The sequence below is a fragment of the Solirubrobacter pauli genome (assembly GCF_003633755.1).
In the GTDB taxonomy this organism is placed as follows: Bacteria; Actinomycetota; Thermoleophilia; order Solirubrobacterales; family Solirubrobacteraceae; genus Solirubrobacter; species Solirubrobacter pauli.
This window is the reverse complement of sequence record NZ_RBIL01000001.1, coordinates 2,013,024-2,035,108: the sequence shown is the minus strand read 5'-3', so window position 1 is coordinate 2,035,108 and position 22,085 is coordinate 2,013,024. Positions and strand designations below refer to the sequence as shown.

Genomic DNA, 22,085 nt, shown 5'->3' with positions numbered 1-22,085 from the left:
GGACGAACGGGTAGGTTGCGCCCACTTCGAGACCCGGGGGGGTTCATGAGGAGTAGGGGATTGGTCGCGGTGCTCGGTGCCGCGATGCTGCTGTTTCCGGCCGCGGCGTCCGCGCAGGAGCCAGATCAGGTGACGGGCCTGACGGTGACGCAGGACGTGGGGTTCGCCACGCTCAAGTGGGACCCGGTGGCGGGAGCGACGGACTACCAGATCGAGCGCGCGCCGATCGGGACGCCGGACACGACCGCGGGGACGGTCGTCGGCGTCTGGCAGCCGCAGCGCACGGTCACGCCGGACAAGCCCGCGTTCGCGGACTCCGGCTTCAAGCTCGGCGACGGCTTCCGCTGGCGCGTCCGCGCCCGCTTCGGCACGGGCACGGCCGCCGTGCTCAAGCCGTACTCGACCGCGGTCAGCGCCACCACGCTCGGCCATCCCGGCCCGGCGGAGCTGCTGACGGCCTGGGAGAAGCGCGACGCCGCCGCGACCGAGGTCGCCTCCCGCGTCTACACCAGCGCCGCCGAGGAGGAGACGTTCGCCGCCGCGCTGGACGCCGCGAGTGACCGCTTCCGGCGCGTCGAGCTGACGCGCACGATCCAGAACCGGCCGCTGGACCTGTACATCATTGGCTACCCGAAGCCGCCCGACACCGCGGCGGAGATCTCGGCGAAGCCGACGTACTGGGTCAACTGCAACGTGCACGGCAACGAGGCCTCCGGCCGCGAGACGTGCTTCACGATGGCCCGCCAGCTGTCGACGACCACCGATCCGGCGATCCTCGACATGCTGAGCAAGATCACCGTGCTGATCATGCCGTCGAGCAACCCGGACGGCCGCGCGCTCAACCAGCGCGGCAACTCGACCGGGCAGGACCTCAACCGCGACCACGCGCTGATCGAGCAGGCCGAGACCAAGGCGCAGGCGCAGCTGCTGCGCGACTACACGCCGGACGTGTCGATCGACAACCACGAGGGCGACAGCGAGGACCTGCCGATCCTCTCCGCACGCCACCTGAACGTCTACGAGCCCCTCTTCCAGGAGGGCAAGTCGATGGTCATCGACTGGATGTACGGCGCGGCCGCGACGTCCGGCTGGTGGATGGGTCCGTACAGCACCGGCGGTGACTCGCACGAGGGCATCCTGCGCAACACGGGCGCGCTGAAGAACGGCATCAGCATGCTCGGCGAGGCCCGCGCGGCGCCGGGCACGACGCGCCCGGCCGAAGGCGGCACCAACACCCGTCCGAACGAGCAGCGCAAGGCCTACGGGCACCTGTGGGAGAACTGGGAGGGCCTGCGCTACTTCAACGCCCGGCTCGCCTCGATCGTGGCCCTCAACAAGGCGTCCGCGGCCTACCAGGCGGGCGACACGATCAACCGCACGGTGCTGCGCGGCTCCTACCCGTGGCCGCTCACGCCGAGCGTCGGCGCGAACCCGAGCGACCAGCCGGACGTCGACACCCCGCTCGCCGAGCGGATCCTCGACCCGCGGCCGTGCGGCTACTTCATGACGCAGGCCGACTACACGGCCCCGCGCACGAGCATGAGCCCGACGCCGATCCAGGCGGGCTCGATCGAGCAGCGCCTCGCCATCCACGGCATCAAGGTCGTGCCGTGGGGCAGCGGCGTGCTCGTGCCGCTCAAGCAGCCGCTCGGCGGCCTCGTCGCCCCGATGCTGGACTCGGCGTCGGTGCTGCCGATGCTGCGCACGGCGGTCCGCTACTACGGCTCCTGCGACGGCGCCACGGTCGGTGGCACCGTCCCGGCCACGCTGTCGCTTTCGCTGGGCGCGCCGGCGGTCCTCGGGCCGTTCCTGCCGGGCGTGGAGAAGGAGTACGTCACGTCGTCCGACGCGACCGTCACCTCGACGGCCGGCGACGCGACGCTGACCGTGTCCGACGCGGGCCCGACCCCGGGTCACCTCGTCAACGGCACGTTCTCGCTCGCGCAGCCGCTGCAGATGCAGGCCAAGACCGGCGCCTTCACGGCGCTCGGCGCGTCGCCGCTGACGCTGTTCACGTACACCGGGCCGGTCTCCGGTGACGTCGTCACGCTCGGCTTCAAGCAGGCGATCGGCCGCACCGATCCGCTCCGCACCGGGACGTATAGCAAGACGCTGACGTTCACGCTGAGCACGACCAACCCGTAAGCCGCAGGTCGCCGCGGGCGCTCGAAGGCGCCCGCGGCGACGCGGTTTGACACGATGCTCGGGATGAGGATCACCGGGGTGCACACCGCCGTCGTCGAGGCGAACTACGACTGGACCTACGTGCGCGTCGATGCCGAGGGCGAAGGCCTGAGCGGCCTCGGCGAGTGCTTCGGCGCGCCCGGGCTGACCGCGATCATCCGCGACCTCGCGCCGCTGCTGATCGGTGAGGACGCCCGCGACGTCGACCGCCTGTGGAACAAGCTGCGCTGGGGGTGCTCGGGCGCCGGCTCGGTCGCGGGCATCGCCTACAACGCCATCTCGGGCATCGAGGCGGCGCTCTGGGACCTGGTCGGCCAGCACTACGGCGTGCCGATCTACCGCCTGCTCGGCGGCGGCAAGTTCCGCGACTCGGTGCGCATGTACGCCGACTGCCACGCGGGTGAGGCGCTGCACTCGATGAACGCGCTGATGGTCGAGCGCCCGGCGCGCTGGGGGCAGGAGGGCCCGGACGCGACCGCCGTGGGCGCGATCCGCAATCCCGAGCACGGGCGCGCGTACGCCAAGGGCGCGCCCGACGAGGTCTTCACGCCGGAGCTGTACGCCGAGCGGGCCAAGCAGGTGGTCGCCGAGCTCGGGTTCAGCGCCCTGAAGTTCGACCTCGACGTGCCCACGCCGTACATGCAGGACACCGCCTCCGGCACGCTCTCGCGCGCGGAGATCAAGTACATGGTCGGCCTGGCGGCGGCGGTGATCGACGCCGTCGGCGACGAGGTCGACGTGGCCTTCGACTGCCACTGGCGCTACCAGGTCGCCGACGCCCAGCGCCTCGCGCACGAGCTCGAGCCGCTCGGGTTGATGTGGCTGGAGGATCCGGTGCCGCCGGAGAACGTGCCGGCGCTCGCACGCGTGACCAAGTCGACGACGACGACGATCGCGACGGGCGAGAACGGCTACATGCGCCACGGCTTCCGCGAGGCGTTCGAGAGCGGGGCGATCGACGTGGCCGCGCCCGACCCGCAGAAGACGGGCGGCCTGCTCGAGACGCGCCGGATCGCCGACTACGCGGACACGCACTACATCTCGATGGCGCCGCACTGCATCGCGTCGCCGATCGGGACGATCGCCAACGTGCACATCTGCGCGGCGATCCCGAACTTCCTCGCGCTCGAGTGGCACGGGATGAGCGTCCCGTTCTGGAACGACCTCGCGGCCGGTTGGGAGGGCGGCGGTTCGGTGATCGACGGTGGGCGCATCACCGTGCCGGAGAAGCCCGGCCTGGGTGTCACCCTGAACCTCGACCTCGCGCGCCAGTACGCGCGTCCCGACGAGCCCTTCTTCGACGAATGATCGCTGCCAGCTACTCCCAGACCGGTGCCTCCGACGTCCTGACCGTCGGTGAGATCGAGACCCCACAGCCCGGCCCGGGCGAGGTGCGCGTCAAGCTCGCCGTCGCGGGCGTGAACCCGACCGACTGGAAGGCGCGGGCCGGCGCGACCGGCTCGCTGGGCTTCCCGTTCCAGGTGCCGGGGCAGGACGGGGCGGGCGTGATCGACGCCGTCGGCGAGGGCGTGGCGAAGGCGTGGAAGGGCGAGCGGGTGTGGGTGTACCTGGCCGCCTGGCAGAGCCCGTACGGCACGGCGGCCGAGTACACGATCGTCCCGGTCGAGAAGGCCGTGCCGCTCGGCGACGCCTCGTTCGAGCTCGGCGCGTCGCTCGGGGTCCCCGCGTTGACGGCCTACCACTGCCTGTTCTCCGACGGCCCGGTCGAGGGCAAGCGCGTGCTCGTCGCGGGCGGCGCGGGCGCGGTCGGCCACTTCGCGATCGAGCTCGCCAAGTGGGGCGGTGCGGAGGTCGTCACGACGGTCTCGTCGCCCGAGAAGGCCGAGCTCGCGAGCGCCGCGGACGTGATCGTCAACTACAAGGAAGACGGCGCGGCGGACAAGATCGGCAAGGTCGACCGCGTGATCGAGGTCGCGCTCGGCCCCAACGTCGAGCTGGACCTCGCGGTCACCAACCCGGGCGCCGCGATCATCAGCTACGCCGCCGACCAGCCGACGGCCGAGCTGCCGCTGCGCGCGGCGATGACCGCGAACCTGGCCTTCAAGTTCATGCTGCTGTACACGATCCCCGAGCCCGCGCTGCACGACGCGATCGGCGGCGTGTCGAAGGCGGTCAACGTGGGTGCGCTCACGCCGCAGCCGCTGCACCGCTTCCCGCTCGCCGAGACGGCCGCCGCGCACGACGCCGTCGAGAACGGCGCCGTCGGCAAGGTCGTCATCGACGCCGCTTGAGTCACCCTGTACGCGTGATCACGCTCAAGAACTTCCGCATCGTCGCGCTCACCGAGGCCACGAGCTTCCTGATCCTGCTCGTGGCGTCGGTCCTCAAGCGCACCACCGACGTCGACCTGGTGCCGATCCTCGGCCCGCTGCACGGCCTGCTGTTCGTGGCTTATGTGGCGATGGCCATCTACCTGCGCCCGGAGCAGGGGTGGGACACGAAGACCACCGCGCTCATCCTGCTCGGCGCGGTCGTGCCGTTCGGCGGCTACGTCGTGGACCGCTGGCTCACGTCGTCTTCCCGATCGACTGCAACGCCGTAGGCAGGATCGTCAGCTCCGGAACGAACGCGCGCGGCGGCAGGTTCACCGCGAACACGCACGCCGCGGCGACGTCCTCGGGGCGCAGCATCCGGGCGCGGGTCTCCGCGTCCGGCGGCTCCGGGCGGTTGTCGAGGATCTCGGTGTCCACGACGCCCGGGAGGATCGCCGTGCAGCGGACCGCCCCGTCGAGCTCGAAGCCGGCGCCGCGCGTGAGCGCCAGGACCGCGGCCTTGCTCGCCTGGTAGGCGGGGCCTGAGCGGTCGGTCCAGGACCCCGAGACGCTGCCGATGATCACGACGGTGCCGCCCCCGAGCCTGGGCAGGAACGCGTGGAGCGCGTTGAACGGCCCGGTCAGGTTCGCGTCGATGACGTGGTCCCAGCGCTCGTAGGTGAGCTCGTGCAGGCGGCGGTCCTTGATGTTCGTGCCCGCGGCGACGACCAGCGCGTCGACGTGCTCGAACTGCGCGGCGAAGGCGTCGACGGCGTCGCGGTCGGTGAAGTCGAGGCTGTGCGTGGCCGCCCCGTCGAGGTCGATCGGGCGGCGCGCGGCGGCGTGGACGACGTCGCCCTGGTCCAGGAACGCGCGCGCCGTCGCCAGGCCGATCCCGCTCGAGGCGCCGATCACGACGACCGTGCGGCTCATGCCGTGCCCGCGAGGAAGACCTTGAACTCGGGGGGAGGCGGGCCGCCCGCGAGCCGCGCGAACTGCGCCGGGCCCTCCTCGAGCGGCCGGACCGGCTCGAGGTCGTCACCGAGGTCGGCGGCGCCGGTGGTGAGCCACTCGTGGGCCTGGTCGAAGTCGGGCATCGTGTACGCGTAGGAACCTTGGATCCGGTGCTGGCTGCGGATGACGTCGTGGAAGCCGAGCGTCGTGTCGTCGCTCGCGAGGCCGATGCACACGAGCGTCCCGCCGGGGCGGAGGAGCTCCAGGCCGAGCCGGCGGGTGGCCTCCGCGCCGACCGCGTCGATCACGAGGTCGGCTTCGCCCGGCTCCGCGCCGTCCGCGTGGGCGCCGAGCTTGACCGCACGGGCGCGCCGCGTCTCGTCACGCTCGACGACCGCCACGTGCGGGAGGCCTTCCAGGAGCGCCGCCTGAAGCGTGACGAGCCCGATCGTCCCGGCGCCGATCACGACGGTCCGCTCGGCGCCCTTCGGCGCCAGTCGCACGGCGTGGACGCCGTTCGCGAGCGGCTCCATCAGCGCGCCGACGCGCATCGAGACGTCGTCGGGGAGCCGGCGGGCGTCAGCCGCGCGTACCTTGACGAAGTCCGCGAAGGCGCCGGGAACGTGGACGCCGACGAGGATCCGGTCACGGCACAGGTTCGTGTCGCCGGCCAGGCAGAGCCGGCACTCCCCGCAGCCCGACAGCGGGTTCACGGCGACGCGCGCGCCCTGCAGGTCCTGCGCGCCCTCGCCGGTGGCGATCACCGTCCCGGCGAACTCGTGGCCCATGACCAGCGGCGGCGTGCGGTTGCCCATGTGGCCGAGGTAGCCCTCGACCTCTGAGCCGCAGATGCCGACCGCCTCGGGCTGGAGGATCAGCTCGCCCGGCCCGGGGTCGGGCGGGTTCGGCTGCTCCTCGACGGTCATCTCGTTCGGGCCCTGCCAGACGATGGCTCTCACTCAAATCACCTCGACGGTGTTGACCAGCTCACCCAGCCCCGTGATCGCGATCCGCACCTCGTCGCCGCCGCGCAGCGTGAACTCGACCGCCGGGATCACCGACGTACCCGTCAACAGCACCGCGCCCACCGGGAAATCCTGTGCGCGGTAGAGCCATGACACGAGCTCGGGGAGGCTGCGCTTGAGCAGCGCGGTCTGCGTGGAGCCGGTGAACACCTGATCGCCGGCTCGGGAGATGGTGAGCGTGATCTCCAGCTCCTCGGCGGCGGGCGCCTCGGCGACCGGCACGATGCACGGGCCGAGCGCGCAGCTGCCCTTGTAGACCTTGGCCTGGGGCAGGTAGAGCGGGTTCTCGCCCTCGATCGAGCGCGACGAGACGTCGTTGCCGATCGTGTAGCCGAGGATCTCGCCCTGCGCGCTGACGACCAGCGCCAGCTCGGGCTCCGGGACGTCCCAGCCCGAGTCCTCGCGGACGCCGATCGCGTTGCCGGGGCCGCGCACCCGACCGGGCGCGGCCTTGAAGAACAGCTCGGGGCGCTCGGCGTCGTAGACCTTGTCGTAGAAGTCGTGCGCGCCCTTGGACTCGTCGTTGCGGGCGGCGCGGGACGCCTGGTAGGTCACGCCCGCGGCCCACACCTCCTGGCCGGCGACCGGCGCGAGGATCACGGAGCCGGCGGGCACCGGCCCGGCGGCCGGCGCGTCGAGGGTGCCGGCGGCCAGCAGCTGGTCGAGCGTGCCGTCGAGCAGCTCCACCGGTCCCGCCTCCACCGGCCCGCGGGCAAGGCGCTCCCCGCCCGCGGTCTGGACCCGCCAGAGCGCCATCAGCCGGCCGGGCCGATGGTGATGGTGTGGGTCGTCGTGTAGTGGTCGCGCGCGGCCTTGCCCTGCTCGCGCGGACCGAACGACGACTGCTTCTCGCCCCCGAAGGGCGCGTGGAAGTCGACACCTGAGGTCGGCATGTTGACCCGGATCATGCCCGTCTCGAGCCCTTCCACAACCGTCAACGCGTTGTCGAGGTCGCTCGTGAAGACGGAGGTGACGAGGCCGTAGGCGACGCTGTTGGAGATCTCGACCGCCTGATCGGCGCTGGCCGCCCGCAGCACGGTCACGATCGGGCCGAACACCTCCTCCTGCGCGAGCTTGGCGGTCGGCTCCTGGCCGTCGACGACGGTGGGGGAGAAGAACAGGCCGGGGCCGTCGAGCGCCTGGCCGCCGGTGACGACGCGGCCGCCGTCGCCGGGCGCGGCGACGGCGGCGCCGACGAGCGCCTCGCGCGCGGGCGGGTTGATCACCGGGCCGACGACGGTGCCGGCCTCCTTCGGATCCCCGAGCGGGAGCGCGTCGACGGCGGCCGCGAGCGCGTCGGTGAACTCGGCCGGGTCGCCGAGGACGATCACGCGGCCGGTCGCGGTGCACTTCTGGCCGGCGTAGCCCATCGCGGCGCCGGCGATGATCTTCGCGGCGGTCTCGACGTTCGCGTCGGGCAGCACGATCGACGCGTTCAGGCCACCCATCTCGGCCTGCGCGGGGATGCCGCGCGCGGTCGCGGCCTGCGCGACCTGGAGGCCGACGTTGGTCGAGCCCGTGAAGGAGATGACGTCGGCCTGCTCGATCACGGCCTGGCCGGTCTCGCCCCCGCCGGCGACGACGTTGAAGATGCCCTCGGGCAGGTGCGCGCCGAGGATCTCCTCGAGCAGCAGCGCGGACGCGAGCGCGTCGCTGGAGGGCTTGAGCACGACGGCGTTGCCGTACGCGAGCGCGGGCGCGGCCTTCCACAGCGGGATCGCGAACGGGAAGTTCCAGGGCGTGATCAGGCCGGCGACGCCGCGCGGGCGGCGACGGGCGAGCAGCAGCGTGCGCGGGTCGGCCGGCGGCGCGGCGGGCAGCGTGTCCCCGTCGGGATCGAGCGCGGCCTGCGCCTGGTAGCGCAGGATGCGCACCGCACGACCGTGCTCCATGACCGACTCGGTCAGCGGCTTGCCGACCTCACGCACCATCAGGTCCACGATCTGGTCCTTGGCCGCGTCGACCGCGGCGGCCGCCGCCGCGAGCGCATCGGCCCGGGCCACCGCGTTGCGCCGCCACTCCTTCTGGGCCTCACGGGCGCGCGTGAACGCCGCCGCGACCGCCTCGCGATCCGCGGCCGGCGCGGACACCACCAGATCGGACTGATCCTGCGGTGACCGGCTCTCGATCGTCTGCGTGCTCATGTCGGGCACGCTAGTACTCCCGGCCGGACGACCCTTCCGACGGATGTCGCAAAGCGGTGTCGTAGCCTTTTGGGTCATGGCGACCCGTGAGCGTGTCCGTCTTCCGCCCTCCGTCTTCCGCCTGCCGGTCGAGAAGATCCGCGACGGCTACTACTCCGACACCTACTTCAACCTGACCAAGCAGCTGCTGGAGGCCGACGGCCACCACCCGCGCGTGCTGATGCAGGTGTTCCAGCGCAAGGACTCGATCCTCGGCGGCGTCGACGAGGCGATCGCCGTGCTCAAGCAGGGCACCGGGCACTACGACGGCGACGAGTGGGTCAACACGTTCGACCAGCTCGAGGTCAAGGCGCTCCACGAGGGCGACGAGATCGAGCCGTGGGAGACCGTGATGACGATCGAGGGCGACTACGCGGAGTTCGCCCACCTGGAGACGGTCTACCTGGGCGTGATGGCCCGCCGCACGCTGATCATGCGCAACGTGCGCGAGGTCGTCGAGGCCGCCAACGGCAAGCCGATCCTGTACTTCCCCGCCCGCCACGACCACTGGCTGGTGCAGACGGGCGACGGCTGGTCCGCCCACATCGGTGGCTCGATCGGCGTCTCCACCGACGCGCAGGCGTCCTGGTGGGGCGGTCGCGGCATCGGCACGGTCCCGCACGCGTTGATCGCGGCCTACAACGGGGACACGGCGCTCGCCGCGCGCAAGTTCGCGGACCGGTTCAGCCGGGACATGAACGTCACCGTGCTCGTGGACTTCAAGAACGACTCGGTGAAGACCGCGATCGAGGTCGCGGACGCGCTCGGCGAGGACCTGTGGGGCGTGCGCCTGGACACGTCGAACACGCTCGCGGACGAGTCGCTGCGCCGCCTGCGCGGCGACGACGCGCCCAAGGGCGTCGCGGCCGAGCTGGTGGAGCTCACGCGCGCCGAGCTCGACAAGGCCGGCTACCCGGACGTGAAGATCGTCGTCTCGGGCGGCTTCAACGCCGACCGGATCCGCGCGTTCGAGGCCGCCGACATCCCCGTGGACTCCTACGGCGTCGGCTCCAGCCTGATCCGCGGCTCCAACGACTTCACCGCCGACGTCGTGCTCAACGAAGGCAAGCCGGCCGCCAAGGTCGGTCGCGAGTACCATCCGAACCCGCGCCTGGACCTCGTCAAATAAGCGGGACGAAGCGCACCCGTTCCAGCGTGGTGCGCTCGAAGCCGCGCGCGGTGTGCTCGATCACGACCAGGCGCTGCTCGCCCTCCTCGACGGGGGCGACCAGGCGCCCGCCGCGCGCGAGCTGCTCCTGCAGCGCCGGCGGAATCGCGGCGGCCGCGGCGGCGATGTTGATCCCGCCGAACGGCGCGGTCTCGGGCAGGCCGCGCGCGCCGTCGCCGACGAGCAGCGTGACGTTGCGAACCTCCGCCGCCGCCAGGTTCTCGGCCGCCTGAGCCGACAACGCGGCGTGCCGCTCGACGCTCCACACGTGCGCGGCCAGCTGCGCGAGGATCGCGGCGTGGTAGCCCGACCCGGTGCCGACGTCCAACACCCGCTCGTCCCCGCGCAGCCGCAGCAGCTCGCACATGCGGGCGACCACCAGCGGCTGCGAGATCGTCTGGCCGCTGCCGATCGGCAGCGGGACGTTGTCCCACGCCTCACGGACCAGCCGGGGCGGGACGAAGCGGTCGCGCGGCACGGCGTGGACCGCCGCCAGCACGTGCTCGTCCGCGACGTGCGGGCGCAGCTGGGCCAGCAGCCGCTCGCGCCCCCGTCTCACGCCATTACGCCACCCGCGGCGCGCACTTCGGCGAGTGCGCGCTCGGAGTCCCCCTCCTCCACCTCCACGCCTCGCACGGCGGTGGAGTCGACGGTCACCTGGAAGCCCGCGCGGAGCGCGTCCAGCGCGGTGTTCTTGACGCAGTAGTCCGTGGCCAGCCCGACGACGGTCACCTGCGTGATGCCACGCTCGCGCAGGATCGCCTCGAGGTCGGTGCTCTCGAAGCCGGAGTAGCCGTCGGTGTCGACGGCCTGGCCCTTGTCGACGGTGAAGTCGATCCGCGTCTGGTCGAGCGCGGGGTGCAGCTGCGCGCCCTGCGTGCCGGCGACGCAGTGGACGGGCCACGGCCCGCCCTGCTCGGCGAACGAGCCGTGGTCGGCGGGATGCCAGTCGCGCGTCGCGACGATCAGGTCGTAGTCGCCGGACGCGGCGAGCGCGTTGATCCGCTCGGCGATCTCGTCGCCGTGCGGGACGGCCAACGCGCCGCCCGGGGTGAAGTCGTTCTGGAAGTCGACGATTACGAGTGCTCGCGCCATACAGCCATGAACGTAGCGGCCACGTCCTCCTCGCCGTGCCCGGCGTCGGTGGCGCGCAGCATCTGGTCGCGGATCAGCTTGGGGAGCGGTAGGTCGGGTGCCGCCTCGGCGATCAGCCCGGCGTCCTTGGCCGCCAGCGCGAGCGGGAAGCTGGGCGGGAACTCGCGGGCGATCATCGGCTCACCCTTGAGCCGCGCGTAGGGCGTGTCCATCAGCCCGCCCTCGATCATCTTCAGGAAGTCGCGCGGGTCGACGTCGAGGCGCTCGGCGAGCGCGATCGTCTCGGCCAGCCCTTCGACGAGCGACAGCACCCACGAGTTGCCAACGAGCTTCATCCGCTGCCCGGCGCCGACCGCGTCCCCGAGGTCGACCACCTTGCCGGCGACCGGCGCGAACACGTCGCCGAGCCGCTCGCGGCCCGGGCCGGACGCGAGCACGGTGAGCTTGCCGTCCTCGGCGGGCTTGCGCGTGCCCATCACGGGCCCGTCGACGTAGGCGTCGCCGAGCTTCGCGGCCCACTCGACGCCGACCGTGCTGGCCTGCCACCACACCGCGCCGTCGGACAGCGTCACGCCGTCCATCACCGAAGCGACCGTCGGGCCGTCGGCGAGCATCGTGATCACGACCTCGGCGCCGTCGGCGGCGTCGGACGGCTCCGCGCAGACGGTGGCGCCGAGCCCTTCGGCCTTGGACGCGGTGCGGTTCCAGGCACGGACCTCATGCCCCGCGGCCGCGAGGTTGCGCGCCATCGGCGCGCCCATGATGCCCGTGCCCAGGACCGCGATGCGCATGGCTAGAAGCGCAGCACCGCGCCGATGCCACCCAGCGGCTCGAGGTCGGTGTGATGGCGCACGACCATCGCGTTCGCCGACTGCTCGATCGCCTTCTCGATCGCCGGCTCGACGATGTCCGTCACCGGCTCACCGCCGTCGGCGGTCTCGGGCAGCAGCAACCCGGCCTGGAAGTCCACGCGGCCGCTCGCGTGGAAGTTCTCGGCGATCAGCAGCGTCTCCACCCGCGCCTGGTTGAGGGCGTCGAGCACCTCCTCGATGCCGGCCGCGCCACGGCCGCCGCTGCCCACGCCGGCCTGCAGCCGGTCCAGCGCCTCGCGCTCGCAGCGCATGACGTGCGCGGTGATCTCGGGGCCGGCGGCGGCGATGACGTCGTCCAGCGACGCGTTCTCGACGTCGACCTGGATCTTGCCCGCGACGCGCTCGAGCAGGTACGGGTGCAGCTTGCCCTTCAACTCGCTGATCAGCTCGGCGGGCACGCCGACGAGGACGCGGTCGGCGCCCTGCTTCTTGTAGAGGTCGAAGGCGAGGTCGGCCGCGTTCTGGAGGTGGTCGGAGACCTCCTTCTCGACCGAGCGCTGGTAGTTGAGCTGCGACCAGCCACCCACCTTGTGCTGCTGGTGGACGTCGTCGACGAGGCGGTCGGTCTCCTCGAGCGCGTCGCCCGGCCCGAAGAACAGGCGCGCCGCGCGGCGGTTGACCAGAAGCACCATCCAGCGCTCGTCCGTGCCCTGCAGCACCAGCGGCTCGACGAACGGCGTGCGCTCCAGGCACACCTTGTTCTCGACGGGCCGCCGCAGCTTGATGACCTCGAGCAGGTCCTCGGCGCCGCACGCGTAGACCGCGACGGCACGCGTCCCGTTCTGGGCGATCTCGCCATTCTCGAGCACTTCGCGCACCCGCTCGACGTCGTCGCGCAACCCCATGCGCTCCTCATGCGAGAGCCCATCCGCCTCGTCGACCTTGTGCGCGGCCGCCGTCATCACGGAGGTGATGGCGGATGATCGCGCGTTCGCCGTGGCGAACTGCGTCGGGTCGAGGTTCAGGAACACGGACAGCACGCGCCCCTGCTCAGGGTGCACGGCGGAGAGTGCCCGAAGGCGGGCCTGCGTGATCGGTTCGGCCATATGTTGTCGCGCCTACCCCACGTTTGCGGCGGCTGAACTCCGGGGCGTCAACACCCGCACCCGGGTCTCATGCCCGCCGGTCGTCGGACTCGCCTCGGGGACGACCCCGAGGCCTTCCAGCATCACGAAGAACGCTCTCGCCCAGACGGACTGGGTGGTGCGAGAGCGGACGTCGTCCCAGTCGATGCGCTCGCGCAGCGCGCGGGCGATGGCCAGCAGCGACTCGTAGCGCAGCGCGTGCTCATCCAGAGCCATGAGCTTCGTCACGAGCACGTCCTCGAGCGCCATCACGCGCATCTCCATGCCAAGCACTGACATTACCTCGCCACGCTCGATCAGGGCGTCATCGACCGGCGTGCCCTTGGGATGGTGGATCAGATCGACGAGCGTGTCACCGTCCCAGACCTTCACCAACCACTCTTCGGGCGGGTCCTCGAACCGCATCCCGGCGTCGCCCAGCGCGGCGACGGCCCGCTCGATGTCCTCGGGCTTGAGCATCAGGTCGAGGTCATGGCGGGTCTCCGGGCCTCCGCGGGCCCAGCTCGCCAGGCTTCCGCCCAGCAGGAACGGGATGTCGGCTTCGCGCAGCGCGGCGGCGGACCGCTTCAACGAGCTCTCGAGGTCCGAGAAGGGGCTCTGCTCATCCGTGGCCATGTTCAAGGGCTACCCGTCGCCTTCGATCGGGTAGCCGTTTTGGATATGAGCTCGACAATCGCGACGGACGGTCGGCCCGCCGAGCGCCGGGAGGAGTGCCGGATCCGGATCGCCGCCGCCGGTGACATCCACTACGGCGAGCGTGACGACGACCGCGAGCGCGCCCGCGCCACGTTCGCCGCGCTCGAGGACCGGGTCGACGTGATCCTGCTCGCCGGCGACCTGACCACCCACGGCGAGCCGCACCAGGCGCAGATCGTCGCGGACGCCGTGCGTGACGTCGGCGTTCCCGTGCTGACCGTGCTCGGCAACCACGACTGGCACGTCGACCGCGCGGACGAGCTGAAGGCCGTCCTGCAGGAGGCGGGCGTGATCGTGCTCGACAAGGAGCACTCGCACGAGACGCTGGACCTGTGCGAGACCCAGGTCGGGATCGCGGGCGTGAAGGGCTTCATGGGCGGCTTCCCGGGCACGCACCTGCCCGACTTCGGCGAGCCGTCGCTGCGCGGCGTCTACCGCGAGAGCGTGGAGGAGGCCGAGGCGCTGGACGAAGGCCTGCGCGCGATCCAGATGTGCCCGTTCCGGATCGTGCTGATGCACTACGCGCCGACGACGGAGACGCTCGTCGGCGAGCGCGAGGCGATCTGGACGTTCCTCGGCACCGACCGGCTCGCCCCGCCGATCCTCGAGCACAACCCCGACCTGGTCCTGCACGGCCACGCGCACGCGGGGACGTTCGAGGGCCGGCTCGGGCAGGTGCCGGTCTACAACGTCAGCGTGCCCGTGCTGGGCGAGGACTTCTGGGTGTTCGAGCTCGCCGGCGAGCGCCGGCGAGTCCCGTCAGAGGTCCACTAGAAGCCGCGGCCCGGCCACGACAGGCCGCGGCCCTTGAGGTTCGCGGTCACGTACGGCGGGTCGTTGCCCTCGGGCAGGTAGAGCAGCCACTGCGGCGTGTTCTCGATCGGCTGCGGGCGCAGGATCGCGTACTGCGCGCGCTTGAGGCCCTTCACGTACTTGCTCTTGGCCATCCGCTCGAGCGCCCGCGCGTCCACGCGCTCGAGCGGGATCGACTCGTAGCTCCCGTTCAGCGAGCGCACGTCGCGGCCGGTCAGCTCAGCGTCGTAGCCGTAGCTGAGGCTCACGCCGCGGCCCTTGGACTCGACCTGCACGGATGCCCGCTCGGGCCACACGGTCAGGTCGAGCACGCGGTCGCCTTCCTTGGCCACCGCGTCCAGCACCTTCTGGAGGTTCTTCGCGCGCAGCAGCGAGTCGGGCGCGCCGCCGACCGGCTCGGGGTTGGGCTCGCCGGAGAGCCGCAGGCCCTTGCCGTCGAGGTTGGCGACGAACGAGTCGGGCTCGCCGCGCAGCATGTACACCGTCCACTGGCGGCTGCCGCCCTGGAGCGTGACGTTCTTGACCGGCTCGCCGGTCTCCTCGCGGGCGGCTTCGCGGATCACGTCGAGCGCGTCCGCGTCGAGCTTGCTCACGGGCATCGTGCCGGTGGGCGTGGCCTCGCCGGACTCGTTGCGCTCGGAGCGGCCGGCGGCGTCGATCCGGACGTTGACCTGGCGGCCGCCCTCGACGGCGGTCGCGGAGGCCTCCAGCAGCTCGACGTTCAGGTACGAGATCCGGCCGTCGGGCCCCAGCTCGCGCTCCAGAGCCTCCTTCACGCGCGCGAAGTTCTCGCTCTGCATGAGGTTGCCGGTGATCGCGGCGTCGCCGCGCCCGTACTGGCCGGTGAGGTCCGCGGGGCCGACCTCGCGCATCAGCGCGAAGCCACCGTAGGCGCCGGCGAGCGTGGCGATCAGCCCGAAGAAGACGGCAAGTGCGCGCATGGCCTAGAGCTCCGAGAGGATTCGCTTGCGCTGCTCGTCGTACGCGGCGTCGTCCAGCAGGCCGGAGGCCTTGAGCTGGTCGAGCTGGCGCAGGCGCGCGGCGATGTCCTCGGCGTCCTTGGTCGCGGCCGGGGCCGCCGGGGCGGCCGGCTGCCACTTCGGCGGGGCGCTCGCGAACGTCGCGGCCATCGGCGGCGGCGAGTCCGGGGTGGCCTCGCGCCACGGCGCCGCGTGCCCGTGCGACCGGCGGCGGCCGAGGAACGGGACGCAGAACGCCGCGATCGGCGCGGCGACCACGGCGATGACCTCGAAGCCGGGACGCGTGTCGGTCTCGTTGACGTCGAGGAAGCCGAGCAGCACGCCCGCGCACACGGCGATGATCGCCGGGAGGATGAACCGCACGAGCGAGCTCGCGAGGGCGGCGCCCGCGAGCGCCGCGAACGCGCCGAGGATCATCAGCAGGATCATCGGGCCGAACCCGTCCGGGCAGGGCGCGCCGAGGACGTTGCCGTACTCGTCGGTTCCGCAGCTGCCGTTCTCGATCGCCTGCGCGATCCCGTAGGTCAGGAGCGTCAGCCCACCGGCCGCACCGCCCATCCCGATCGTTGTTCTCACGAGCACGCGGCGATCGTACGGGTCGCCCGGAACCGCCTGCCAGCGGGAAAACCGAACCTTCGGTGGGGGTGGACCGCCGAGTCCGCGAACGGAAGGAGCCTGAAACCCGCGTCGGGGGTAGGCTCATTGGCACGAAAATCCACTCCTACGGGAGCTTTGAAACCGTGTCAGACAATTCGTTCAACGCCAAGGCCGATCTCGAGGTCGGCGGGCGTTCCTATGAGATTTACCGCCTGGACGCGCTCCAGGAGAAGTTCGACGTCGCGCGCCTGCCGTTCTCGCTGAAGGTCCTCCTGGAGAACCTCCTGCGGACGGAGGACGGCGTCTCGGTCCGCAAGGAGGACATCGAGGCGCTCGCCGGCTGGGACCACAACGCGGAGCCCTCCAAGGAGATCGCGTTCACGCCCGCGCGCGTGGTGATGCAGGACTTCACCGGCGTGCCGGCCATCGTGGACCTCGCCGCCCTGCGCGACGCGATGTCGGACCTGGGCGGCGACCCGGCGAAGATCAACCCGCTGGTCCCGGCCGAGCTGGTCATCGACCACTCGGTGCAGGTGGACCAGTTCGGCACGCGCGAGGCGCTGCGCTTCAACACCGAGCGCGAGTACGAGCGCAACCAGGAGCGTTACGAGTTCCTGCGCTGGGGCCAGACGGCCTTCGAGGGCTTCGTGGTCGTCCCGCCGGAGACCGGCATCGTCCACCAGGTCAACCTCGAGTACCTCGCGCGCGGCGTGTTCGAGCGCGACGGCGTGCTGTACCCGGACACGCTCGTCGGCACCGACTCGCACACCACGATGATCAACGGCCTGGGCGTGCTCGGCTGGGGCGTCGGCGGCATCGAGGCCGAGGCCGCGATGCTCGGCCAGGCGATGTCGATGCTGATCCCGCGCGTGGTCGGCTTCAAGCTCGAGGGCGAGCTGCCCGAGGGCGCGACCGCCACCGACCTCGTCCTGACGATCACGCAGATGCTGCGCGAGCACAAGGTCGTCGGCAAGTTCGTCGAGTTCTACGGCGCGGGCGTGACCAACACGCCGCTCGCCGACCGCGCGACGATCGGCAACATGTCGCCGGAGTTCGGCTCGACCTGCGCGATCTTCCCGATCGACGCCGAGACCGTCCGCTACCTGCGCTTCACGGGCCGCTCCGAGGAGCAGTGCGAGATCGTCGAGGCCTACGCCCGCGCCCAGGGCCTGTGGCACGACGAGCACTCCGAGGAGCCGACCTACAGCGAGACGCTGGAGCTGGACCTCAGCACGGTCGTCCCGTCGCTGGCCGGCCCGAAGCGCCCGCAGGACCGCGTCGTCCTCACCGAGTCCAAGGCCGCGTTCCGCGGCGCGCTGGAGGACATCCTGCCGGACCCGGAGCCGACCGCGCACACCGACGGCGGCACCGACGTCGACGAGGAGGTCGCGGAGTCGTTCCCGGCCTCCGACCCGCCCGCGCACAACGGCAACGGGTCTGGCCACGACGACTCCGAGGACCCGCACGAGGGTTCCCGCGTGCAGGTCGCCGAGCGCACGACGCACGCGGTGCCGTTCACCACGGCCGACGGCACGCAGACCGAGCTCGACCACGGCCACGTCGTGATCGCCGCGATCACCTCGTGCACGAACACGTCGAACCCGTCCGTGATGCTCGCCGCCGGCCTCGTGGCCCGCAAGGCGCGCGAGCGTGGCCTGAAGGCCAAGCCGTGGGTGAAGACGTCGCTCGCGCCGGGCTCGAAGGTCGTCATGGAGTACTACGAGCAGGCCGGTCTCGTCGAAGATCTGGAGGCACTCGGCTTCCACCTCGTCGGCTTCGGCTGCACGACGTGCATCGGCAACTCCGGCCCGCTGCCGGAGGAGGTCTCCAACGTCGTCAACGCCGAGGACCTCGCCGTGGTGTCCGTGCTCTCGGGCAACCGCAACTTCGAGGGTCGCATCAACCCCGACGTGAAGATGAACTACCTGGCCTCGCCGCCGCTGGTGGTCGCCTACGCGATCGCGGGGACGATGGACATCGACCTGCTCGACCAGCCGCTCGGCGAAGGCTCCGACGGCGAGGACGTCTACCTCAAGGACATCTGGCCCACGACCAAGGAGGTGGCGGACCTCGTCGAGGGCTCGGTCAGCGAGGAGATGTTCAAGAAGTCCTACGAGTCGGCCTTCGAGGGTGACGAGCGCTGGCGCGGCTTGGAGATTCCCGAGGGCGACCGCTTCGCGTGGGCCGACGACTCGACCTACGTGCGCCGCCCGTCCTTCCTGGAGGACATCCCGAAGGAGCCGACCGCTCCCGTGGACATCGAGGGCGCGCGCGTGCTGGCCAAGCTCGGCGACAGCGTCACGACCGACCACATCTCGCCCGCGGGCGCGATCAAGAAGGGCACGCCGGCCGCCGAGTACCTCAACGAGCACGGCGTCGAGGTCAAGGACTTCAACTCCTACGGCTCGCGCCGCGGCAACCACGAGGTGATGGTGCGCGGCACGTTCGCGAACATCCGCCTGCGCAACCAGCTCGCGCCGGGCACGGAGGGTGGCTTTACCCGCCACCAGCCGTCCGGCGAGGAGACGACGATCTACGACGCGTCGATCAAGTACGCGGAGGCGGACGTCCCGCTGCTCGTGCTTGCGGGCAAGGAGTACGGCTCGGGCTCGTCCCGCGACTGGGCGGCCAAGGGCACGAAGCTGCTCGGCGTGCGCGCCGTGATCGCCGAGTCCTACGAGCGCATCCACCGCTCCAACCTCGTCGGCATGGGCGTGCTGCCGCTGCAGTACCTCGACGGCGACAGCGCCGAGTCGCTCGGGCTCACCGGCGAGGAGGAGTTCTCGATCACCGGCATCGACGGTGGCGAGGCCAAGGAGGTGACCGTGCGCGCCGACGACAAGGAGTTCAAGGTCCGGGTGCGCATCGACACCCCCAAGGAGGTCCTGTACTACCAGCACGGCGGCATCCTGCCGTTCGTGCTCCGACAGCTCCTGGCGGCCTAGATGGCGCTTCCGGAGACCCTGCGCCGGCTGCTGACCGCAGCCGGCCCGTCCGGGTACGAGCAGGCGCCGGCCGCGGTGTTCCGCGACGCGGCGGCGGCGTTCGGCGCCGAGGTGACCTACGACACCGTGGGCTCCACGGTCGCGCGCGTGCCCGGCACCGGCGGTGGCAAGTCGGTGGCGATCGTCGGCCACATCGACGAGATCGGCCTGATCGTCCACCACATCGACGACGACGGGTTCCTGTGGTTCACCGGCGTCGGCGGGTGGGACCCGGTCGTGCTCGTCGGCCAGCGTGTGGAGATCGCGACGCGTGACGGCGCGGTCTCCGGCGTGGTCGGCAAGAAGCCGATCCACCTGATGAAGGACGAGGACCGCAAGAAGGTCCCCGAGCTCAAGCACCTGCACATCGACATCGGCGCCGCATCCGGTGAAGAGGCGCGCGGGTTGGTGCGGATCGGCGACGTCGCGGTGATCGCGGGCGAGCCGATCGAGCTGCCCGGCGGCCGGTTCGTCTCGCGCTCGATGGACAACCGCCTCGGCTGCTTCGTCGCGCTGGAGACGGCGCGGCTCGTGGCCGAGGCCGGCGGTGCGCCCGGTGACGTCTACGCGGTCGCGGTCGCCCAGGAGGAGATCACCTTCGGCGGCTCACGGACGACGGCGTACTCGCTCCGGCCGGACGTCGCCATCGCGGTGGACGTGACCTTCGCCACCGACCAGCCGGGCATCTCCGAGCAGGAGCTCGGCAAGCACCGGTTCGGCAGCGGCGCCGTCATCACGCGCGGGTCGACCCTGGACCCGACCGTGTTCGAGCTGCTGTACGAGACCGCCGAGGCCGAGGGCATCCCGTTCACCGTCGACGCCTCGGCGCGCGGCACGGGCACGGACGCCGACGCGATCCACATCTCGCGTGCCGGCATCCCGTCGTCGGTCGTCAGCGTCCCGCTGCGCTACATGCACTCCCCCGTCGAGATGGTCCAGCTGAGCGACGTCGAGGCGGCCGCGAAGCTGCTCGCCGCGTTCGCCCAGCGCCTGCCGGCGGACATCGACTTCAGGCGCTAGTTGCTCCTGTTGCTGTTCGACATCGACGGCACGCTGCTCCAGCGTGCCTCGGTCGAGCACGCGGCCGCGCTGCGCTCCGCGGCCGGCCGCGTGCACGGCGTCGACCTGACCTCGGTGGACGCGGTCGAGTACGCGGGGCGCACGGACCGCGCGATCGCGCGTGACCTGCTCGCCGCCGTGGGCGTGGACGACCTGGACGAGGCCTGGGTGGACGAGACCGTGCGCGAGTACGAGCGCCTGTGCCCGCCGGACCTGTCGGCCAAGGTCGCGCCGGGGATGGTCGAGCTGCTCGAGGCCCTGGCGGCGCGCCCTGACGCGTTCCGCCTGTCTCTGGTCACCGGGAACCTGGAGGCCGTGGCCCGGCGGAAGCTCACCGCGGCGGGCATCGGCCACTACTTCGAGCCCGGCCAGGGCGGCTTCGGCTCCGACCACGAGCAGCGCGGCGAGCTGCCGCGGATCGCGCGCGAGCGTGCGTCGTCTCCGGCGTGGTCGCGGGATCGCACCGTCGTGATCGGCGACACACCGCGCGACATCGCGTGCGCCCGGGTCGACGAGGTGCGCGTGGCGGCGGTGGCCACCGGGCCGTACCCGGTCTCTGCGCTGGCCGAGGCCGACGCGGTGGCCGACGACGCGCGCGCCCTGCTCCCCGTCTTGCAGGACTGGGTCTAGTTCGGTCCAGCGGGCGCTCGATCAGCCGTTCGCGGCGACCCGCGGCACGACCAGCACCGTCGCGAACGGGACCTGCCCCGGGCGCTTGCGCACGCGCGTCACCCACACGGCCGACGAGTTCGCCGCCGTCGTGGTCAACGTGTCCTGCACGCCCGCCGGCGGCCGCTCCCACAGCGGCTTGTTGATGTGCCCCTTGGCCGGGAAGCGGTTCGGCTCGTGGCCGGCGTCGCGGCGGGCGGTGGGGTACGTGCCGTAGATCGCCTGGTCGCTGGCGACCCGCTGAAGCCGCAGCCGGCCGATGCGGACCTGCTGGCGCGAGTAGGTGGCGCGGACGTAGGTCAGCTCCAGGCCGACGATCGACGGGCCGCGGAGCTGGGCGCGGGCTTCGCGGCGGAGCATCGTGCGGACGCCGGTCGCGAGGTCGACCGACTCGATGCGGCCGTCCACGTCGTACACGAGGAGGTTGCCGCTCAGCGCCGGGCGGCCGACCGCGCCGACCACGACCTGGCGCGGCGTGAGGTCCGTCAGCGACGCGGCCCACAGCTCGGCACCCTGGCGCCAGACGACGAAGGTGTTGGACACGGCGACGCTGTCGGCCTCCGGGGCGGAGAAGGCTTGCACGCCGAAGACGACGACGTGGCCGTTCTCGATCCAGGCCTGGCGCCCGCCGCCGACCGCCGGGTGGTTGCCGGCGACCGGCTGCACCCCGCCCGGGCCGCGGAGCTCGCCGAAGCCGCCGGGGCGGTGGAGGGCGAGCGTCTGGCCGTCCACGCTCGGGTCGGCGAAGCCGATCGCGGTCGCGCTCACCGACTGCGCCTGGGCGGGAGCGGCGAACAGGCTGACGGCCACTACGGCCAGCGCGGCCGCGTCGGCGAGCCTGAGCGAACGCAGGATCCGGGGCTCCTCGGCCATCGCGGCGTGGGCCGCGCCGCCGCCGAACGGCGCGAGCACGACCACCGGCAACGTTCGCCCGACGCCGAACGCGACGCCGACGGCCAGTCCCAGCGCCGGGTCGCCGAGCGCGACGGACACGCCCGCGAGCGCCCACACGGCGAACGTGAGGATGAAGGTCGTGAAGCCGAGGCCGAGCAGCACGCCGTACAGCCCGGCGGCCAGCGGCACGGCCAGCACGCGCCGCCACGACTCGGGCACCTGGCGGCGGACCTGCGGCATGATCCGCGCCCCGCGCGCCTCACCGACGGCGGCGGCCAGCGCGATCAGCGCGGCGGCCGCGGGCGCCGCGGCGCCGAGCCACGAGCCCACGAGCGCGAGCCCGCCGAACGTGATCACGCCGCCCACGAGCGCGCCGGCCGCGAATGTCGTGCACGCCACGACGGTCACCCGCATCCGCCCGGCGTAGCCCGACGGCGCCAGGGTCTCGACCATCGAGAACCCGCACGGCGACCACGCGCCGGTGACGCCGGCGACCAGCGCCAGCGCGATCAACGTCACTTCGACCATTGTCGACCAGCTTACGGAGCGCTCCC

At 71.9% G+C, this 22,085-nt stretch carries 21 protein-coding genes; 9 read left to right on the top strand and 12 right to left on the bottom strand.

Features of this window, described 5'->3' with window-relative positions:
- The first annotated feature begins 69 nt into the window (after positions 1-69).
- The 4 genes from C8N24_RS09630 (at position 70) to C8N24_RS09615 (ending at position 4,747) form a co-directional block, all read left to right on the top strand.
- Positions 70-2,145, top strand: coding sequence for a M14 family zinc carboxypeptidase (locus C8N24_RS09630; protein ID WP_245971912.1), 2,076 nt, complete (start codon positions 70-72; stop codon positions 2,143-2,145).
- Between the two features lie 63 nt (positions 2,146-2,208).
- Positions 2,209-3,492 carry a mandelate racemase/muconate lactonizing enzyme family protein gene (locus C8N24_RS09625; protein ID WP_170178974.1) on the top strand — a complete coding sequence of 428 codons (1,284 nt, stop codon included), beginning with the start codon at positions 2,209-2,211 and terminating at the stop codon, positions 3,490-3,492.
- Entirely contained in the window at positions 3,489-4,436 is a 948-nt protein-coding gene (locus C8N24_RS09620) for an NADPH:quinone reductase (RefSeq protein ID WP_121249828.1), read from the top strand. Before C8N24_RS09625 ends, C8N24_RS09620 begins: the two co-directional genes overlap by 4 nt.
- A 14-nt stretch (positions 4,437-4,450) precedes the next feature.
- Positions 4,451-4,747: a DUF3817 domain-containing protein gene (locus tag C8N24_RS09615; RefSeq protein ID WP_121249827.1), complete on the top strand. Its 297-nt coding sequence runs from the start codon at positions 4,451-4,453 to the stop codon at positions 4,745-4,747.
- On the opposite strand, the gene C8N24_RS09610 is transcribed toward C8N24_RS09615, so the two are convergent.
- Genes C8N24_RS09610 through C8N24_RS09595 form a run of 4 tightly spaced genes read right to left on the bottom strand, consistent with a single transcriptional unit; the run spans position 4,713 to position 8,580 of the window.
- Positions 4,713-5,390, bottom strand: coding sequence for an SDR family oxidoreductase (locus tag C8N24_RS09610; protein ID WP_121249826.1), 678 nt, complete (start codon positions 5,388-5,390; stop codon positions 4,713-4,715). The two genes, C8N24_RS09615 and C8N24_RS09610, sit on opposite strands and share 35 nt — an antisense overlap.
- The gene (locus C8N24_RS09605; RefSeq protein WP_121249825.1) at positions 5,387-6,370 is read right to left on the bottom strand and encodes an alcohol dehydrogenase catalytic domain-containing protein; all 984 of its coding nucleotides are present in this window, start codon (positions 6,368-6,370) and stop codon (positions 5,387-5,389) included. The genes C8N24_RS09610 and C8N24_RS09605 overlap by 4 nt, the downstream gene beginning before the upstream one ends.
- Positions 6,371-7,192, bottom strand: a complete 822-nt coding sequence (locus C8N24_RS09600; protein WP_121249824.1) for a fumarylacetoacetate hydrolase family protein — start codon at positions 7,190-7,192, stop codon at positions 6,371-6,373.
- On the bottom strand, positions 7,192-8,580 hold the full coding sequence (locus tag C8N24_RS09595; RefSeq protein WP_121249823.1) for an aldehyde dehydrogenase family protein: 1,389 nt from the start codon (positions 8,578-8,580) through the stop codon (positions 7,192-7,194). Before C8N24_RS09595 ends, C8N24_RS09600 begins: the two co-directional genes overlap by 1 nt.
- A 76-nt stretch (positions 8,581-8,656) precedes the next feature.
- Here C8N24_RS09595 and C8N24_RS09590 point away from each other — a divergent pair, with 76 nt between their 5' ends.
- A complete protein-coding gene (locus C8N24_RS09590; protein WP_121249822.1) occupies positions 8,657-9,748 on the top strand; it encodes a nicotinate phosphoribosyltransferase in 1,092 nt (363 codons plus the stop codon).
- Here the strand turns inward: C8N24_RS09590 and C8N24_RS09585 are convergent.
- The 5 genes from C8N24_RS09585 to C8N24_RS09565 are packed head-to-tail and all read right to left on the bottom strand — an operon-like array spanning position 9,741 to position 13,454.
- On the bottom strand, positions 9,741-10,346 hold the full coding sequence (locus tag C8N24_RS09585) for a protein-L-isoaspartate(D-aspartate) O-methyltransferase (protein ID WP_121249821.1): 606 nt from the start codon (positions 10,344-10,346) through the stop codon (positions 9,741-9,743). The genes C8N24_RS09590 and C8N24_RS09585 overlap by 8 nt on opposite strands.
- Positions 10,343-10,882: a nicotinamidase gene (locus tag C8N24_RS09580; protein WP_121249820.1), complete on the bottom strand. Its 540-nt coding sequence runs from the start codon at positions 10,880-10,882 to the stop codon at positions 10,343-10,345. Before C8N24_RS09580 ends, C8N24_RS09585 begins: the two co-directional genes overlap by 4 nt.
- A complete protein-coding gene (locus tag C8N24_RS09575; RefSeq protein ID WP_121249819.1) occupies positions 10,864-11,673 on the bottom strand; it encodes an NAD(P)-dependent oxidoreductase in 810 nt (269 codons plus the stop codon). The genes C8N24_RS09580 and C8N24_RS09575 overlap by 19 nt, the downstream gene beginning before the upstream one ends.
- 2 nt (positions 11,674-11,675) lie before the next feature.
- Entirely contained in the window at positions 11,676-12,800 is a 1,125-nt protein-coding gene (locus tag C8N24_RS09570; protein ID WP_121249818.1) for a baeRF10 domain-containing protein, read from the bottom strand.
- A gap of 12 nt (positions 12,801-12,812) precedes the next feature.
- Entirely contained in the window at positions 12,813-13,454 is a 642-nt protein-coding gene (locus C8N24_RS09565; protein ID WP_121253087.1) for a nucleotidyltransferase, read from the bottom strand.
- Positions 13,455-13,499: 45 nt separating this feature from the next.
- Here C8N24_RS09565 and C8N24_RS09560 point away from each other — a divergent pair, with 45 nt between their 5' ends.
- Positions 13,500-14,309, top strand: coding sequence for a metallophosphoesterase family protein (locus C8N24_RS09560; RefSeq protein ID WP_170178973.1), 810 nt, complete (start codon positions 13,500-13,502; stop codon positions 14,307-14,309).
- On the opposite strand, the gene C8N24_RS09555 is transcribed toward C8N24_RS09560, so the two are convergent.
- Both C8N24_RS09555 and C8N24_RS09550 read right to left on the bottom strand, forming a co-directional pair.
- Positions 14,306-15,289: a hypothetical protein gene (locus tag C8N24_RS09555; RefSeq protein ID WP_121249816.1), complete on the bottom strand. Its 984-nt coding sequence runs from the start codon at positions 15,287-15,289 to the stop codon at positions 14,306-14,308. The genes C8N24_RS09560 and C8N24_RS09555 overlap by 4 nt on opposite strands.
- A gap of 3 nt (positions 15,290-15,292) precedes the next feature.
- Positions 15,293-15,910 (bottom strand): SHOCT domain-containing protein, encoded by a 618-nt coding sequence (locus tag C8N24_RS09550; RefSeq protein WP_147447720.1) that lies wholly within the window; start codon positions 15,908-15,910, stop codon positions 15,293-15,295.
- A 158-nt stretch (positions 15,911-16,068) separates the two neighbouring features.
- On the opposite strand from C8N24_RS09550, the gene acnA reads away from it, so the two are divergent.
- From acnA to C8N24_RS09535, 3 genes are read left to right on the top strand one after another with little or no spacing between them, the layout of a single operon-like run.
- Positions 16,069-18,870: an aconitate hydratase gene (gene acnA / locus C8N24_RS09545; protein WP_121249814.1), complete on the top strand. Its 2,802-nt coding sequence runs from the start codon at positions 16,069-16,071 to the stop codon at positions 18,868-18,870.
- Positions 18,871-19,929: a M42 family metallopeptidase gene (locus C8N24_RS09540; protein WP_121249813.1), complete on the top strand. Its 1,059-nt coding sequence runs from the start codon at positions 18,871-18,873 to the stop codon at positions 19,927-19,929.
- The gene (locus C8N24_RS09535) at positions 19,930-20,598 is read left to right on the top strand and encodes a haloacid dehalogenase-like hydrolase (protein WP_121249812.1); all 669 of its coding nucleotides are present in this window, start codon (positions 19,930-19,932) and stop codon (positions 20,596-20,598) included.
- 21 nt (positions 20,599-20,619) lie between these two features.
- Here C8N24_RS09535 and C8N24_RS09530 read toward each other — a convergent pair whose 3' ends face one another.
- Positions 20,620-22,059, bottom strand: a complete 1,440-nt coding sequence (locus C8N24_RS09530) for a hypothetical protein (RefSeq protein ID WP_121249811.1) — start codon at positions 22,057-22,059, stop codon at positions 20,620-20,622.
- Positions 22,060-22,085: the final 26 nt, after the last annotated feature.

What these genes read in the sequence shown, in the direction of transcription:
- C8N24_RS09625 (WP_170178974.1), top strand. Translation starts at nt 2,209, where the DNA reads ATGAGGATCACCGGGGTGCACACCGCCGTCGTCGAGGCGAACTACGAC.
- C8N24_RS09620 (WP_121249828.1), top strand. Translation starts at nt 3,489, where the DNA reads ATGATCGCTGCCAGCTACTCCCAGACCGGTGCCTCCGACGTCCTGACC.
- C8N24_RS09610 (WP_121249826.1), bottom strand. Translation starts at nt 5,390, where the DNA reads ATGAGCCGCACGGTCGTCGTGATCGGCGCCTCGAGCGGGATCGGCCTG.
- C8N24_RS09600 (WP_121249824.1), bottom strand. Translation starts at nt 7,192, where the DNA reads ATGGCGCTCTGGCGGGTCCAGACCGCGGGCGGGGAGCGCCTTGCCCGC.
- C8N24_RS09595 (WP_121249823.1), bottom strand. Translation starts at nt 8,580, where the DNA reads ATGAGCACGCAGACGATCGAGAGCCGGTCACCGCAGGATCAGTCCGAT.
- C8N24_RS09590 (WP_121249822.1), top strand. Translation starts at nt 8,657, where the DNA reads ATGGCGACCCGTGAGCGTGTCCGTCTTCCGCCCTCCGTCTTCCGCCTG.
- C8N24_RS09580 (WP_121249820.1), bottom strand. Translation starts at nt 10,882, where the DNA reads ATGGCGCGAGCACTCGTAATCGTCGACTTCCAGAACGACTTCACCCCG.
- C8N24_RS09575 (WP_121249819.1), bottom strand. Translation starts at nt 11,673, where the DNA reads ATGCGCATCGCGGTCCTGGGCACGGGCATCATGGGCGCGCCGATGGCG.
- C8N24_RS09570 (WP_121249818.1), bottom strand. Translation starts at nt 12,800, where the DNA reads ATGGCCGAACCGATCACGCAGGCCCGCCTTCGGGCACTCTCCGCCGTG.
- C8N24_RS09565 (WP_121253087.1), bottom strand. Translation starts at nt 13,454, where the DNA reads ATGGCCACGGATGAGCAGAGCCCCTTCTCGGACCTCGAGAGCTCGTTG.
- C8N24_RS09560 (WP_170178973.1), top strand. Translation starts at nt 13,500, where the DNA reads ATGAGCTCGACAATCGCGACGGACGGTCGGCCCGCCGAGCGCCGGGAG.
- C8N24_RS09555 (WP_121249816.1), bottom strand. Translation starts at nt 15,289, where the DNA reads ATGCGCGCACTTGCCGTCTTCTTCGGGCTGATCGCCACGCTCGCCGGC.
- C8N24_RS09540 (WP_121249813.1), top strand. Translation starts at nt 18,871, where the DNA reads ATGGCGCTTCCGGAGACCCTGCGCCGGCTGCTGACCGCAGCCGGCCCG.
- C8N24_RS09530 (WP_121249811.1), bottom strand. Translation starts at nt 22,059, where the DNA reads ATGGTCGAAGTGACGTTGATCGCGCTGGCGCTGGTCGCCGGCGTCACC.